This window comes from Acinetobacter sp. 1294243 (assembly GCF_000588015.1).
Taxonomy (GTDB): Bacteria; Pseudomonadota; Gammaproteobacteria; order Pseudomonadales; family Moraxellaceae; genus Acinetobacter; species Acinetobacter pittii.
The window spans coordinates 1-15,869 of record NZ_JFXG01000022.1; the positions used below are offsets into that span (position 1 = coordinate 1).

The window sequence follows — 15,869 nt, forward strand, 5'->3', positions numbered from 1 at the left end:
CTTAAATTTCGCTCAAATAAACTTCGAGTAATTTAAACCAATCAATCAATGAAAATTATTTCGATTAATCAACCAGTAAAAATCCACACAAGTTGTTCTTCAATTCTCTTAATGATCTTCTTCCTGGTTCGTCACCAGCAAGCTAGGTCGGCTATATTACTCTTAATCTCTTAAAAGTCAACAGGTAATTTCGATATTTTTAAAACTTATCTCTCAAACCAACTTACCATCAAATTCATCACTTAAAGCAACCAATCTAATCTCAAGTAACTGTTTTTCAACAAGTTTCTATCTGCATCACCGCCGATGGATGTGCATTATAGATGATTAAGATCCCTTTGCAAGGGATATTTCAGCCTTTTTCACTTGAGTGCCGTTTTTTTCTACTATTTTGCGAAAAAAGTGATATATATGGCTTTTTTTTAGGCATTTTCATTACTTTTTATTAGTTTTTATATTTAAGAATTTAGGACATTTTTAATTTTCTATATCTTCAATAGACGTTATAGACATATATAGTCCCTTAATTCTAAAGAATCTAAAGAATCTAAAGAATCTAAAGAATCTAAAGAATCTAAAGAATCTAAAGAATCTAAAGAATCTAAAGAATCTAAAGAATCTAAAGAATCTAAAGAATCTAAAGAATCTAAAGAATCTAAAGAATCTAAAGAATCTAAAGAATCTAAAGAATCTAAAGAATCTAAAGAATCTAAAGAATCTAAAGAATCTAAAGAATCTAAAGAATCTAAAGAATCTAAAGAATCTAAAGAATCTAAAGAATCTAAAGAATCTAAAGAATCTAAAGAATCTAAAGAATCTAAAGAAATAATAGAGTAAATACTCTACCCTGCTTTATATTTCTTATTATTTTTAATTTAATTCTTTAACTATTAATTATGTTTAGATGGTTCCACGTGGAACGCTTTAATTGATTTTGTGATCCAGAAATAAAAAAAAAGCAGGATTACTCCTGCTTTTTTAATCTATAAATTTTTTATTAGTCAGTGAAAATTACACGTGCAATTGCTTTTTTACCTGATTGAATAATAAAGCTTCCGTTTTCTTTTACAGAGAAGCTTGCATCAACAGCATTCCAGTCAACTTTTACCGCACCACGAGCAACCGCATCTTTTGCCGCAGCTGCATTTGGGTTTAGGCCTGCTACACGTAAAATCGTAGCAATAAAGATTTCTCCTCCAAACTCACCAAGTGAAATAGTCACTTCTGGTGTGTCTTCAGGTACTTCACCTTCTGTAATACGGTTACCAGCACTCTTATGGGCATTAGTAGCAGCTTCTGCATCATGGAAGCGTTCAACTAACTCAAGCGCAAGGATACGTTTTACTTCTTGCGGATTACGACCAGCAGCAATTTCATCTAATAGAGCTTTGATCTCATCAAGAGATTTGAAGCTTAATAAATCGAAATAGCGTTCAATTAAAGAGTCTGGCATTGATAAAACTTTTTGGTACATTGCCCCTGGTGTATCAAATACACCAATATAGTTACCTAAAGATTTAGACATTTTATTTACGCCATCTAGACCTTCTAGAATCGGCACGGTGATACACACTTGAGATTCTTGGCCATAACGGCTTTGTAAAGTACGACCCATAAGTAAGTTAAAGGTCTGGTCTGTACCGCCTAACTCAACGTCAGCTTCAAGCGCAATTGAGTCATAACCTTGAACTAAAGGATATAAAAACTCATGAATTGCAATCGGCTGATGATTGCTATAACGCTTAGTAAAGTCATCACGCTCTAACATACGTGATACGGTTTGCTGACTTGCTAATTGGATAAGGTCAGCAGCAGACTTTTGATTAAACCATTCTGAGTTAAAACGTACTTTTGTTTTATTCGGATCTAATATCTTGAATACTTGCTCTTGATAAGTTTTAGCATTGGCTTCTACTTGTTCACGTGATAACGGCGGACGAGTTGCACTTTTACCAGTTGGGTCACCAATCATCGCTGTATAGTCACCAATTAAGAAGGTAACTTCATGGCCCAAGTCTTGGAAAGTTTTTAGTTTATTAATAAGAACCGTATGGCCTAAATGTAAATCTGGTGCTGTAGGGTCAAAACCAGCTTTAATTTTAAGAGGACGATTCTCTTTAAGCTTTTTCAGTAAATCTTCTTCTGAAATAATTTCGTGCGTGCCTCGTTGGATGAGGGCAAGCTGTTCTTCGGCGGGCAAGAAATTTGACATCACAAAACCTAAACACATCAGTTATTCAATTTGTGCGATATACTAACATTTTTTCAGCGTCTTGCAGGGGAAGTTGCATATGAGCGCAATCTATATCGGCGTAATGACTGGCACTAGTATGGATGGTGTAGATATTGTAGCGGCTTCATTTGAGCCACTACAGCTTCATGCCACTCTTACAGTTCCATTCGAACCCGAGTTACGTGATGAGCTTATGGCATTAACTTTACCCGATGACAATGAAATTGACCGCATGGGTAAAGCTGATGTTGCTCTAGCCAAAATGATTGGTGATGGGATTAATACTCTCATTGAAAAGCACCAATTAGACCGTAGCCAAATAAAAGCAATTGGTTCGCATGGGCAAACCATTCGTCATCGTCCAGAACATGGCTTTACGTTACAAATTGGTGATCCAAACATTATTACTGAAATCACTCAGATTCCGGTTGTTTCAGATTTCCGTCGTAGAGATATGGCAGCAGGTGGTCAAGGCGCGCCATTGGTTCCGGCTTTCCATCAAGCATTATTTCAACATCCAAGTATTCATCGTGTAATTTTGAATTTGGGTGGTATTGCTAATGTGAGTATGCTGCCTGCCAATAACAGTGACGGCGTATTTGGTTTTGATACAGGACCTGCAAATATTTTGATGGATGCTTGGTGCCATCGCCATACAGGTCATCCATATGATGAAAATGGTGACTGGGCAGCTTATGGTCACCCTATTCGCTCTTTACTCGACCGTCTTCATGCGCATGAGTATTTTTCTAAAGAACCACCTAAGAGCACAGGACGTGAAGACTTTAATATTGATTGGTTAGATGATCAGTTAATCGATTGGCGAAATGATTTAACTTATGACGAGTTAGAAGATACACCTGAAAACATCCAAGCTACCCTATTAAAACTTACTGTGCGTGCTATTCAAAAAGCGATTTATCGTTCTGAGATGGAAACAGGCGAAGTGTATGTTTGCGGTGGTGGAGCTTATAACTCTTATTTACTAGAACAGTTACGTTGGCGTTTACGTAAACATAATTGGTCTGTTCAACCTACCGATGTGTTAGGACTTTCCCCTACTTGGGTCGAGGCTACAGAATTTGCATGGTTAGCAATGCGCTTTGTAGATGGTTTAAGTGGAAATTTGCCAGCAGTCACAGGCGCTTCGGATTTCAGAATCCTAGGTACGATCACTGCAGTATAAAACTATTTATTGATTTGTTTGGTTAGATTCGACCTCATAGCACATTTACTGACCCGAAATGCTGTTATGTAAATGAGCATAAAAACTCATGATAAATGCCGATAAAAATAATTTAAGGCATGTTTGTATGGATCTGACCAAACGTATTCATCAATATACACGCGGGGCTTGGACATTCGATGTGATTGATTCAGGCCCTATAGATGGTCCACTCGTTGTTTTATTGCATGGTTTTCCAGAAACTGCTCATAGTTGGGAGCAAACCTCTGCATTATTGCATCAGCATCAATTTAGAACGCTTGCGATTCATCAACGTGGTTATAGTTTAAGTGCTAGGCCTCAAAGCCGATTTCAATATTCATTGAGTGAACTTGTAGAAGATGTGGCAAGTTTCATTGAGCAGCTTAGCCAACCAGTTTATTTAATTGGGCATGACTGGGGCTCGGCAATCGCTTCGGGCATTGCTATGAAGTATCCACAATATATTCAGCATCTCACTTTAGTTTCTGTGCCCCATCAAGCTGCTTTTTTAAAAGCTTGTTTAAGCAGCAGACAACTTTTTAAATCTTATTATTTTGCAATTTTTCAGCTACCAGTCCTGCCAGAACTTTTATTTAAAAAGATACCTAAATTGGGTCGTAAGTTTCTAAAGTCATCAGGCATGACTGAACAGCAAATTGCTATATTCGAGACTGAGTTTATAAAAGAAAATAGATTAACTACGGCGTTGAATTGGTATCGTGGCTTTTTTTGGAACAAACCTCAAAATCCATTTAAAGCCATAGATGTTCCAACTCTTTTTATTTGGGGTAAACATGATATTGCCGTTACAGAAAAAAGTGCGGAGCTAAACTCACGTTATTTTAAAAATAGTTATGAAGCAGTTTTTATGGATGCATCGCATTGGATTCCATATCAGAATGCACCTGAACTGGTACAATACTTTTTAGAATCTGTCCGTAAAATATAATGATCTGATCAATAAAAAAACCTCTCTATTTTGAGAGGTTTTTTAAATTTTAAAATTCTTTTAAATCGAGAATGAAGAACCACAACCACATGTTGTTGTTGCATTCGGGTTTTGTACGATAAAACGTGAACCCTCAAGACCTTCTACATAGTCAACTACTGAACCAATAAGGTATTGGTAGCTTAATGAGTCAACCAGCATTTTCACATCGCCATTTACGAATTCTGCATCATCTTCATTTACGCTTTCAGCAAAATTAAAGCCATACGAAAACCCTGAACACCCGCCTCCTGTTACATATACACGTAACATGAGATCGTCATTCCCTTCACTATCACGGAGTTGGCGTACCTTATTGGCAGCATTATCTGTCAAAACTAGAGCTTGGGCATTCATGATGATTGTTCCTCGGATTTTGCTGTGCCTTTCAAAATAAAAAAGACCCTATATTGAGTATAGCATAATCAATATAGGGTCTGTCTTCGAAGTTTAAAGCGAATCTTGAGTATTTTTATCAAGATTATTTGTAATTCTCATCCTGTAAGCCACATTCGAAGTTCTTAGCATCTTGCTTGCAACGGAATTGCCATAGTAGTTTCATCATGCGTTTATCATATACACCACGTTGTGTAAGGTTAATTCGAGACTCACGCATGAGCTTTTGGTAGCCCGGTTTATCGGCTGCTGGGACATCCATCCAGTATTTTTGTGGAATATCAGCTTTCATTTTACCCAAGATGGTAAAAGCACGTGGTAGCTGACCTGAAACCCATTCCCTAGATTTTTGGCCAAAACCAGCTGGGAACTTATCAGGTCGGATAATAATATTTCCTGTGACCTGTAAGATTGGATAATTCACGATCGCACCTTTTGTACCTAAACCTTTTTGTAGTTCCAAAGGTTTAAATGCTGCTGCTGGCGCACCAATAATATCAACTTGATGGTTATTAAATTTCGCACCGAAATTTGTTACGTCAGCACTAACCGCCTGTGCCCCGACCTGCTGAACCATAATTTTTTGTGCTTCATCATAATCAAGCACAGCAATTTTCTTACCTGCAGCTTTCGCTACTGTATTGATGCTACGGTCATTTACCAAAAGGTAAGCATCACCAACCGGAATAACACCGACCACCTCATAGCGACCATTAACCATATATTTACTAAAAGTCGGACTCGCTAAACCTTGCATCACTTTTACAGCAAGCTTGAGATCAGGAATGGCCCCAATTGCATCTAATGATCCAGTAAATGAGTTAAATTGGCGACCACGCATCCCTGACACGCTAATGCCATCACATTTACCCGCTTTAAAATCTTCAGCAATCACGGCTTCATTCTGGTTTACTTTAAGCTCGATATCAGCTCCCCAGTTTTTAGCGGCAAGTTGATAATCCTTCATCAGCGCATAAACGTCGCCATTTTTTCCAACGAAGTCAAAAACACATACTGTTTGTTTAGCCTCGGCTGCAAAAGAAACTGTGGTAAGTCCCATCGCAAGTAATAGCGTTTTGGAAAATTGCATATTCTTTTTCCTTTCCTTGTGGAGTTTTTGTTTTTCGATACCAAGAAATTTCACACCATCAGGTATGAATCGGATAGGCTTCATATAAAAATCATGATGGAATATTTGTATAGACCGTTTTTACTTTTATGATTTTATTTCCCTGAAAAATAGATAGCGATTGATCTATCTATTAGCAATTATTTTAATCACTCAAGTCCTTGATCCATTTTTATACCTTCATGTTTCCTTATGAAGTTTTTATCTAAATTTAGCTTAACGTCTTTCTATTTATCCACAATGGCAGAACTGACAGCGCATATAAAACAAAAAGCCTAGAACTCAGTCTAGGCTTTCTGAAAGAAATTAGGATTATTCACCAGGCATTGAACATTCAAAGTTAGCCTTGTCTACAGAACAACGTGCTTTTTTGAGTACAGACATCATTCCTGCATCGTAAACACCGCGTTTAGTTAAGTCCATACGGCCATCACGCAACATTTTTTGATACTTAAGTTTGTCTTCTGCACTTAAGTTCATTTTGTATTTGCCAGGAATTTGCGCTTCTAAACGGTTGATCATTGCAAAGCTCTTAGGTAACTGTTTAACAAACCAGTCACGAGATTTTTGACCAAAACCAGCTGGGAATTTATCAGAACGTAATACTAGATCTGCTGTAACGTGTAATACAGGGAAGTTCCACATTACACCGTTTGCGCCTAAACCTTTATTTAACTCTAATGGTTTGTAAGCATAAGCAGGTGCACCTACCATATCTACCTGACCATTGTTAAATTTAGCAGCAAAGTTTGAGATATCAGAAAGAACTGCTTGAGCTCCTACACGTTGCACCATAATTTTTTGTGCATCGTCATAGCCAAGTACAGCGAATTTTTTACCCGCAGCTTTTTCAACAGAGTTGATGTTTTTGTCGCGTACGAAAATGAATGCTGAACCTAGCGGAGAAATACCAGCAACTTCGTATTTTTTACCACCCATATTCGTGGTCATTTTTGCTGCATTACGCGCATCTAATACATAAGTAATTGCACGTTGAGCGATTTGGTTGTTTGGAACACCACCGAGTGAGTCGATAGATCCTGCGAATTTGTTATATTGGCGTGCACGCATTGCTGTCATTGCTACAGCATCACATTTACCCGCTTTAAAATCATTATCGGCAACAGCCTCGTCCTGACGAGGAACTAAGTTAATTTCAGTACCCCAGCCTTTTGCAGCAAGAGCCCATTCTTCCATCATTTTATATGAGTCGCCTGCTTTTCCTAAGAGGTCGAATACACATACGGTACTCGCTGCTTGCGCTGAAGCAGAAAAACCAACAACAGAAGCGGCAGCCATAGCAAGTACGATTTTTTTCATTTTCTTCATCCTTCCACGGAACAGATTTTTTGTTTGAAGTTTCCTTTCAAACACAGATATTAATCATGTTTTTTAGAAAAAAATAGAGCTTTTACTCAAATATTTTTATCTCATTGAACCATTGTTTGTTGGTTTTAAATTATTTATTAAAAGGAAAAATCGCTAATTTTCCGTAAGTTATTTTTTATATTCATAATTTTCATACCCATATTCAGCTTTGAAATATATGTAGCGTTTTTGTGTTTAAAAAATAAACTACTCTCCATTAAGCGTACATTCAAAATTTGTCCGTTCAACTGTACAGCGGGCACGCTTTAGCACACTCATCATTGTTGCATCGTATACACCTTGTTTTGTTAAGCTGAGGCGACCTTCACGTAAAATTTTTTGATATTTAGTTTTGTCTTCTGCTGAAAAATTAATTTTAATTTTTGAGGGTACACCCATTTCTAGCCGCTTTATCATGGCAAAATTCTGAGGTAATTTTTGTATAAACCAAGCACGTGACTTTATACCGAAATCTGTGGGGAACTTATCACTTCGGGCAATTAAATCACCCGTAACGTTAACTACGGGGAAAGTAAACATTGCCCCTTTCACACCGACCCCTTTACCAATCTCTAAAGGTTTATAAGCATAGGCTGGTGCCGCAATTGCATCGACTTGGCCACTATTAAACTTTTTCACAAAATCGATAATTTCTGAAGGAATGGGCTGAGCGCCAACGCTTTCCACCATAATTTTTTGTGCTGCGTCATATTGCAAAATAGCAAACTTAGTCCCACGTACTTTTTCAATTGAGTTGAGGTTTTTATCTCTTACAAATAAATAAGCCAATCCAATCTGAACAATACCAACGACCTCGTAATTGGTTCCAGTTTGTGTAGTCACCATGCGATGTTTATTACGCTTATCTAAAACATAACTAATAGCTTTTTGGGCGATTGCATTACTGGTTACCCCTCCAATCGCATCAATTGAACCTGCAAATTTATTATAATTTCGCGCCCGCATGGAGGTCAGATAAGCGGCGTCACATTTTCCTTCACGCAGTCTACGGTCAACTAAGCCTTCATCTTGAAATGGAATTAAAGTGATATCTGCTTGCCATTCTTTCGCTGCAAGCGCCCACTCTTCCATCATTTTATAGGATTCACCTGACTTTCCTAATAAATCAAACACACAGACACTTTGCCCAGCATGTACTGTCCCCACAGCACAGCAAAATACTGCACCAATTATCCCCAATCTTTTTTTCATTTGACTTTCCTTAGTCTAGTTTTATTAGTAGCTCATTAATCAACCAAATTTCAAACTGTTTTTATTTTAGCCATATTTTTTTAAAAGTATTCTATCTTATTCAATATTTTGAAAATTTCGGATGAATAGCGAAATTTAGGATGTCTTGATATATCTAATTATTAATACCTGCTCACTAAAATCCGGAAAGTTTTGTTTTCATCGGCAGTTCTCTTTAAAATACAGCATCCCTAACTCACCTCGATACAATAAGATGATTCAATTTGACCAAGTTTCTTTACGCCGCGGTGGACGTGTTTTATTTCAAAAAGCGTCTATGCAATTACACCCAGGTTGGAAGATTGGTCTTACTGGTGTAAATGGCGCGGGTAAATCGACCTTATTTGCTGCACTACTTGGAAGTTTAGGTGCAGATGAAGGTTCACTTACTCGTCCGACAGGCTGGACCGTGGCGCATATGGCCCAAGAAGTGAAAGCCCTAGATATGCCTGCAATTGATTTTGTTCTTTCAGGTGATGAAGAGTTTTGGGATATTCAAAATAAGCTTGCTCAACCAGATCAACTGACTGATTTTGAACTGGCTAAATTGCATGGCCGCTTTGATGAAATTCATGGTTATTCAGCGCCCTCTAAAGCTGCGCAGCTCATGGCAGGTCTTGGCTTTCTAGAAAATCAATTACGTTTGAACGTTGAGAGCTTCTCAGGGGGATGGCGTATGCGTTTAAATTTGGCGCGTACATTGATGAGTCGTTCTGATCTACTCTTACTGGATGAACCAACAAACCACTTAGATTTGGATGCAATTCTGTGGTTAGAAGATTGGCTTAAAGCCTATGAAGGTACACTCATTCTAATTTCGCATGACCGCGACTTTTTAGATGCGATTACAGATCATATTCTTCACATTGAAAATCAAGAACTCACGCTTTACACCGGAAACTACTCTACGTTTGAAACCACACGTAGTGAACGTCTTGCCCAGCAACAGCAAGCTTTTGAGAAGCAGCAAGAAACACGTGCTCATCTACAAAAGTTTATTGACCGTTTTAAAGCAAAAGCGACTAAAGCTCGTCAGGCACAAAGTCGTATTAAACAACTTGAGCGCATGCAGCAACTTGCACCAGCCCATATAGATACGCCGTTTACTTTTAGTTTCCGTGAACCAACTAAAATGAGTTCACCTTTGCTGACTTTAGACAACGCCAGCATTGGTTATGGTGATAAGCAAATAGCCGAAAAAATCAGATTACAAATTACACCAAACTCACGTATTGGTTTACTGGGTATGAACGGCGCAGGTAAGTCAACATTGATTAAGAGCTTGGTAGGTGATTTACCACTCTTGGCAGGTGAACGTAAAGCTTCCGAGCTGCTTAATATCGGTTACTTTGCGCAGCACCAGATGGATGCTTTAGATGGTCACGCTAGCCCAATGCTACAGCTTGCACGTATAGCAGATAAACAAATTAGTGAAGCCACTTTACGTTCATTCTTAGGTAGTTTTGGCTTTAGTGGTGAACGCATGGATACACCATGTGAAAGCTTTTCTGGTGGAGAACGCGCTCGTTTAGCCCTAGCACTCATTGTATGGCAGCGTCCAAATGTTTTAATTCTCGATGAACCAACAAACCATTTAGATCTTGATATGCGTCATGCACTGAGCATGGCATTACAAGATTTTGAAGGTGCAGTTGTTCTGGTTTCCCACGAACGTCAACTTATTGCAAGTGTATGTGATGAGCTTCTTTTAGTACACGGCGGTAAATGTACTGAGTTCGAGGGTGATTTACAGGACTATGCTAAATGGCTACGTGAAGCCCGTCAGCAACAAATCAATGCTCAGACTGCTGTCGCACAGAACAACTCTTCCTCTGCCGCTCCAGCGCCTGCTAAAGTTGATAAAGAAGCACAGCGTAAAGAAGCAGCTCGCCGTCGTGAACAGACTCGACCTATTCGTAAAAATATTGAAAAAGTTGAGTCTCAAATTGAAAAGCTACAACCGCAGCTTGCCAAAATTGAAGAATCCTTAGCAGACACATCTTTATATGAGGCTGCACGTAAGGATGATCTACTCAAACTTATGAATGAGCAGACAGAGCTGAAAGCTAAACTTGAGCAACACGAAGAGCAGCTTTTGGAACTCATGATGGAATTAGAAGAAATGGAAGCTTCTTTTGATTAATCCATTTTCTAAAATAAAAAAGCCGATTTCTTAATCGGCTTTTTTATTGATTAGTAAGGCGTATAAAAAGCCCCTAATTCATTTAAATTGGTATTGATCGGTAAAGGCCAAACACTGCTTGATAAGCTGTCAGCAATATATAAATCGTATCCGCCTCGACTCCCTGTTTGTCCTGCAAGAGATACCACCATGTAACGCTGATCTAAAGGAGCTGGATCGGAAGTATCATAATTAGTGTTGTTAAATGGCAAACGTGTAGTTTGTTTATTAGCCATATCATAAATATAGATCTGGTCATGAGGATTTGTTGGGCTATACCAGCACACATATAAGAACCGACTTCCTTGCCACCATACTGGATAATATGAAGCGATATTGGTCAGTTGTGTATCATAAGCACCCGACTGATCAATACTAAAAATTCTAGAATTATTTCCAGCACCTTTTGCATACAAAATTTGAGTGGTATTCACCATCGGATAAGGCATCGATTCTTCTATATCCCAACCATTTTGAGTCACAGAAGTCATCGTCCGATCCGTCATTTTAATAATTTTTAGATCGCCATTTTGTTTAAAAATAATACGCTGGTTATCTATAAATTTAGGGTCTTCATCGCGCTTATTATTGCCCTGAGTTAGGTTAATGGGTAACTCAGTGCTTCCGACTTTCCAAACATACACATCCCATGCATCGCCATAATGCTGTCCAGAATTCACTCCCATAAACGTTAACCATTTTCCATCTGGAGAGAAATGGCCATTCATCATATGGTCAATTTTCCAATTTGCGCCGAGTAATGTGGTCTGCTGTGTTGTGAAGTTATAAAGATAAAGCTTACTGTCCCATGCCTCATAATCACTATAACGATGAAATACTAATTTTCCATAAAAGGTGGGGGCTATGGCAGCATGCAGTTGAAATAAACAATTAAAAAATATGATTCCAATACATAAGAGTTTTTGTATTTTTTTCATAATTATATTTCCTATTGTTATTAGTAAGTACCGCATAGAGAATATAACTTCGAATAGTTTACTTGTTAAACAAAATACTTTTTTCGGATACAAAAAAGGGCTAATGATGATTAGCCCTTTACCATAAAAAATCAATTACCTAAATTTTTTATGATTTTCATTTCGTATTTTGACTAAATTAATTGCTTCAGTTTTGGCTTGATCTAATTGTCCTTGCTCAACTAAAACAGTTACTTTATCAATTTCGGCAACAAGCTGATCTAAACCAGCTTGGTACTCTTTTACCTTTACATTTTCTGATGGCAAACCTTCGAGTTTATGCGGCAAATATTGCTTAGAAGAAACTGCTGCTTCACGCATTACAACAAGCTGTTTTTTCGCGTTATCAGCATCTTTCGCTTCAGCAAATGCTTTAGTACTCTTCGCTAAAGTTTTCATATTCGTTTCTAGGTCTGCCGCCCAAACAGCAGAACTTCCTAAAAACACACATGAAATTAATAGGCTAGCTAATAATTTCTGACTCATCATTCTCTCCCTAGACTGATTTAGAATCATGTTATGAATTAAGCATCAATATCCGCATTTAAAGCATTCTCTTCGATGAATGCACGACGTGGTTCAACATCATCACCCATTAAGCAAGAGAACATACGATCTGCTTCAATCGCATCATCAATTGTCACCTGCAACATATTACGGTTTTCAGGGTCCATTGTTGTTTCCCACAGCTGTTCAGCATTCATCTCTCCAAGACCTTTATAGCGTTGGATCATCATACCGCGGCGTGAATCTTGCAAAATATGTTGCCAAACTTGATGGAAGTTAGCCACTTGAATACGGCGATCACCTTTTTGTAAAAAAGCACCGTCTTCAAGTAAAGTGAACCAACTCTTCGAGTTTTTGAGTAAACGTGCATATTCAGCTGAATTCAATAAAGCTGCATCAAGCAAATACGCATGCGGCAGATTATGAACATAGACAGTAATACGCGGCCAATAATGCGCAGATTTTTCACCTTGAGCATTTTCACGCTCAAATGCCTCTAAAGAGATTTCTGCACGTAAACTTGGCTGTAATCTGGTAATGATATCGCGTACCTGATCTGCCCATTGTTGTACATAAGCTTCATCATGGTTTTGATCACTCTTGAATACTTCTACTTCAAGTAAAGCATCCAATAAGCTAGCTGGATAACGTAAAGTTAAGCGCTGTAAGCTCTTTTGTGAAACTTGATAGTCTTGAATCACTTTCGCCAGTGCTTCACCAGTAATTGCAGGTGCTTCAGCATTGGTATGTAGAGATAGCTCATCAATTGCATTTGAGATGAGATAAGTTTCCAATGCATCATTATCTTTGATGTATTGTTCTTGCTTACCTTTCTTCAATTTATACAAAGGTGGCTGAGCAATATAAATATGCCCACGCTCAACCAATTCTGGCATTTGACGGAAGAAGAACGTTAACAACAAGGTACGGATGTGCGAACCATCGACGTCGGCATCGGTCATGATAATGATTTTATGATAGCGAAGCTTATCAGGGTTATATTCTTCACGACCAATACCACAGCCAAGTGCAGTGATTAAAGTACCCACTTCCTGACTAGAAATCATTTTGTCAAAGCGTGCACGTTCAACGTTCAGGATTTTACCTTTCAACGGTAAAATAGCCTGCATTTTACGATTACGACCTTGTTTAGCACTACCACCAGCAGAGTCACCCTCGACTAGATATAATTCAGAAAGTGCTGGGTCTTTTTCCTGACAGTCAGCCAATTTACCTGGTAAACCTGCAATATCAAGTGCACTCTTACGACGTGTCATTTCACGCGCCTTACGTGCAGCATCACGTGCACGCGCAGCATCAATAATTTTACCGGCAATCGATTTTGCAGCTTGCGGATTTTCAAGTAAGTAAGCAGAGAACTCTTTGTTCATTGCTTGCTCAACCGCTGGTTTTACTTCACTCGATACTAGTTTTTCTTTAGTTTGAGAAGAGAATTTCGGATCAGGTACTTTTACCGAAATAATCGCGGTTAAACCTTCACGTGCATCATCGCCTGTCACATTGACTTTTTCTTTCTTGAGAATATTTTCATTTTCAAGATATTGGTTAAGACCACGCGTTAAAGCTGCACGGAAACCTGCTAAATGAGTACCGCCATCCTTTTGAGGAATATTGTTGGTAAAACAACGCACGTTTTCTTGATAACTTTCATTCCACTGTAATGCAACTTCTACACCAATACCGTTTTCTGTATCAGCAGTGAAATGGAAAATCTCGTTTAGATGAGTTTTACCTTCGTTAATGTATTTTACAAACTCAGATAAACCACCTTCGTAGTCATATACGTGCTCAAGGTTAATACGTTCATCACGTAAAACAATACGCACGCCCGCGTTTAAAAATGAAAGCTCTCGTAAACGACGCGCTAAAATTTCAACGTTAAAAATGGTTTGACTAAAAGTTAATTCACTTGGCCAAAAACGTACAGTTGTACCACTGCTATCCGTTTCACCAATCACACGTAATGGATATTGCGGATCACCGTGGTGATACTCTTGTTCGTGCACTTGGCCAGCGCGATTAATAATTAAATGCAATTTACTTGAAAGCGCATTTACAACTGAAACGCCTACGCCGTGCAAACCACCTGAAACTTTATAGCTGTTATCGTCAAACTTACCGCCTGCGTGCAAGATCGTAAGAATTACTTCCGCTGCAGACACCCCTTCTTCAGGGTGGATATCTGTTGGAATACCACGGCCATTATCAGAAACACTTACCGATTCATCTTCGTGAATCGTGACAATAATTTCGTCACAATGCCCAGCTAAAGCTTCATCGATTGCGTTATCGACAACCTCGAATACCATATGGTGTAAACCGGTACCGTCGTCTGTATCCCCAATATACATACCCGGACGTTTACGAACTGCATCTAATCCACGTAATACTTTAATACTAGAGGAATCATAAGCCTTTTCATTGGTTTGTTCTGTTTGAGAGGCTGATTGAGACTCTGAACTCATGGTTTCTCCCTAGCAAATATAGGTTTATTCAAAGATGGGTAACATCAAAAAATTATGGTGAAGCAAGACTAACTTGACCGGATTCAACATTGAATAATTGATATGAAATAGACAGATCATGTAAGTGTTTTTTTACCGATGCATGATCTAAAGTTGTCATAAAAACCTGGCTACCAAGTTGGCTTAATCGTTCAATTAAACGTTGTTGTGCGGTTAAGTCTAATTCTGCTGTCAGATCATCTAATAATACCACAGTTTCCTTATTACTCGCATGTAACATTGCAATTTGTGACAGTTTTAAGGCAATAATCAAGAGTTTTTTCTGACCTCTTGATAAAACTACATCAGCATGTCCAAACGGGGTTTTTAAGCGCAAATCTGCACGATGTGGGCCATACTCGGTATAGCGTCGTTCGATGTCTTTCTGGTGTTGATTCAGCAAGTCTTGCATGAGTCCCTGCTCTGTATGAAAACCGGGACTATATTCCAGTTCAATCTCTAGATCAGGTAGCAATTGACTTAAATCATTTTGAAAAAAGACATTCCATTGTTCCACAATACTTAAACGCTGAGAGTGTAAAATTTCACCATAATCACTCAACATTTTATTCCACGGCTCTAAATCCGCTAGAGAAATATTCCGTCTGGTTTTAAGTAAAGTATTACGCTGCTTTAATGCACGAGAATAATATTGCCAAGCAAAATAAAACTCAGGTTCCACGTGGAACATCAGCCAATCTAAAAGCTGGCGCCGAGGTTTCGCCCCATGGTCAATAATATCTGTACTTTGTGGATCAATATGCTGCAAAGGAAGCAGTTTAGCGAGTTGTCCTTGTGTAGCCACTGTATCGCCATTGACCTTCATCAACTGCTCACCAGAGGCCAACTTTTGCATGCCAATTTTTTCAGTTGCAGATTGCGCGAAAACAATCGCATCTTCAGCAGAGTATTGAATATAATTTTTAGGTATATGGGTACGGAACGACCGCCCTGTTGCAAGCAAATGGATTGCTTCCAGTATTGAAGTTTTTCCTGAACCGTTAGCGCCATAAAATACATTAAACGGTTGCAACCCTTGGAGTGCAACCGTTTTTAAATTACGCACACGTTCAATATTTAAACGCGTAAGATGCATATTAGATAGC

General features: G+C 38.5%; 12 protein-coding genes. 3 read left to right on the top strand and 9 right to left on the bottom strand.

Features of this window, described 5'->3' with window-relative positions; translation table 11 throughout:
• Positions 1-997: 997 nt before the first annotated feature.
• Complete coding sequence (gene tyrS, locus J655_RS21640; RefSeq protein ID WP_080973473.1) at positions 998-2,230, bottom strand: tyrosine--tRNA ligase; 1,233 nt, start codon at positions 2,228-2,230, stop codon at positions 998-1,000.
• Positions 2,231-2,291: 61 nt separating this feature from the next.
• On the opposite strand from tyrS, the gene J655_RS21645 reads away from it, so the two are divergent.
• The gene (locus tag J655_RS21645; protein ID WP_032053108.1) at positions 2,292-3,419 is read left to right on the top strand and encodes an anhydro-N-acetylmuramic acid kinase; all 1,128 of its coding nucleotides are present in this window, start codon (positions 2,292-2,294) and stop codon (positions 3,417-3,419) included.
• A gap of 127 nt (positions 3,420-3,546) precedes the next feature.
• The gene (locus tag J655_RS21650; RefSeq protein ID WP_032053110.1) at positions 3,547-4,389 is read left to right on the top strand and encodes an alpha/beta fold hydrolase; all 843 of its coding nucleotides are present in this window, start codon (positions 3,547-3,549) and stop codon (positions 4,387-4,389) included.
• 60 nt (positions 4,390-4,449) lie between these two features.
• On the opposite strand, the gene erpA is transcribed toward J655_RS21650, so the two are convergent.
• The 4 genes from erpA to J655_RS21670 form a co-directional block, all read right to left on the bottom strand.
• The gene (gene erpA / locus J655_RS21655; protein ID WP_002115421.1) at positions 4,450-4,785 is read right to left on the bottom strand and encodes an iron-sulfur cluster insertion protein ErpA; all 336 of its coding nucleotides are present in this window, start codon (positions 4,783-4,785) and stop codon (positions 4,450-4,452) included.
• 124 nt (positions 4,786-4,909) lie between these two features.
• Complete coding sequence (locus J655_RS21660; RefSeq protein WP_005804873.1) at positions 4,910-5,914, bottom strand: putative solute-binding protein; 1,005 nt, start codon at positions 5,912-5,914, stop codon at positions 4,910-4,912.
• A 351-nt stretch (positions 5,915-6,265) separates the two neighbouring features.
• Complete coding sequence (locus J655_RS25205) at positions 6,266-7,273, bottom strand: putative solute-binding protein (protein ID WP_002115480.1); 1,008 nt, start codon at positions 7,271-7,273, stop codon at positions 6,266-6,268.
• A 255-nt stretch (positions 7,274-7,528) separates the two neighbouring features.
• Positions 7,529-8,533 carry a putative solute-binding protein gene (locus tag J655_RS21670; RefSeq protein WP_032007327.1) on the bottom strand — a complete coding sequence of 335 codons (1,005 nt, stop codon included), beginning with the start codon at positions 8,531-8,533 and terminating at the stop codon, positions 7,529-7,531.
• Positions 8,534-8,786: 253 nt separating this feature from the next.
• On the opposite strand from J655_RS21670, the gene J655_RS21675 reads away from it, so the two are divergent.
• On the top strand, positions 8,787-10,715 hold the full coding sequence (locus J655_RS21675; protein WP_032007326.1) for an ATP-binding cassette domain-containing protein: 1,929 nt from the start codon (positions 8,787-8,789) through the stop codon (positions 10,713-10,715).
• Between the two features lie 50 nt (positions 10,716-10,765).
• Here the strand turns inward: J655_RS21675 and J655_RS21680 are convergent, their stop codons facing one another.
• From J655_RS21680 to recF, 4 genes are all read right to left on the bottom strand, one after another.
• Positions 10,766-11,692 carry a hypothetical protein gene (locus J655_RS21680; RefSeq protein ID WP_032007325.1) on the bottom strand — a complete coding sequence of 309 codons (927 nt, stop codon included), beginning with the start codon at positions 11,690-11,692 and terminating at the stop codon, positions 10,766-10,768.
• A gap of 135 nt (positions 11,693-11,827) precedes the next feature.
• The gene (gene cybC, locus J655_RS21685; RefSeq protein WP_023187717.1) at positions 11,828-12,220 is read right to left on the bottom strand and encodes a cytochrome b562; all 393 of its coding nucleotides are present in this window, start codon (positions 12,218-12,220) and stop codon (positions 11,828-11,830) included.
• A gap of 35 nt (positions 12,221-12,255) precedes the next feature.
• Entirely contained in the window at positions 12,256-14,724 is a 2,469-nt protein-coding gene (gene gyrB, locus J655_RS21690) for a DNA topoisomerase (ATP-hydrolyzing) subunit B (RefSeq protein WP_017481207.1), read from the bottom strand.
• Between the two features lie 52 nt (positions 14,725-14,776).
• A complete protein-coding gene (gene recF, locus J655_RS21695) occupies positions 14,777-15,859 on the bottom strand; it encodes a DNA replication/repair protein RecF (RefSeq protein WP_002115479.1) in 1,083 nt (360 codons plus the stop codon).
• Between the last annotated feature and the right edge of the window lie 10 nt (positions 15,860-15,869).

Coding starts and splice junctions, on each gene's coding strand:
- J655_RS21645 (WP_032053108.1), top strand. CDS start 2,292: ATGAGCGCAATCTATATCGGCGTAATGACTGGCACTAGTATGGATGGT.
- recF (WP_002115479.1), bottom strand. CDS start 15,859: ATGCATCTTACGCGTTTAAATATTGAACGTGTGCGTAATTTAAAAACG.
- J655_RS21670 (WP_032007327.1), bottom strand. CDS start 8,533: ATGAAAAAAAGATTGGGGATAATTGGTGCAGTATTTTGCTGTGCTGTG.
- J655_RS25205 (WP_002115480.1), bottom strand. CDS start 7,273: ATGAAAAAAATCGTACTTGCTATGGCTGCCGCTTCTGTTGTTGGTTTT.
- cybC (WP_023187717.1), bottom strand. CDS start 12,220: ATGATGAGTCAGAAATTATTAGCTAGCCTATTAATTTCATGTGTGTTT.
- J655_RS21675 (WP_032007326.1), top strand. CDS start 8,787: ATGATTCAATTTGACCAAGTTTCTTTACGCCGCGGTGGACGTGTTTTA.
- J655_RS21680 (WP_032007325.1), bottom strand. CDS start 11,692: ATGAAAAAAATACAAAAACTCTTATGTATTGGAATCATATTTTTTAAT.
- J655_RS21660 (WP_005804873.1), bottom strand. CDS start 5,914: ATGCAATTTTCCAAAACGCTATTACTTGCGATGGGACTTACCACAGTT.
- tyrS (WP_080973473.1), bottom strand. CDS start 2,230: ATGTGTTTAGGTTTTGTGATGTCAAATTTCTTGCCCGCCGAAGAACAG.
- J655_RS21650 (WP_032053110.1), top strand. CDS start 3,547: ATGGATCTGACCAAACGTATTCATCAATATACACGCGGGGCTTGGACA.
- erpA (WP_002115421.1), bottom strand. CDS start 4,785: ATGAATGCCCAAGCTCTAGTTTTGACAGATAATGCTGCCAATAAGGTA.
- gyrB (WP_017481207.1), bottom strand. CDS start 14,724: ATGAGTTCAGAGTCTCAATCAGCCTCTCAAACAGAACAAACCAATGAA.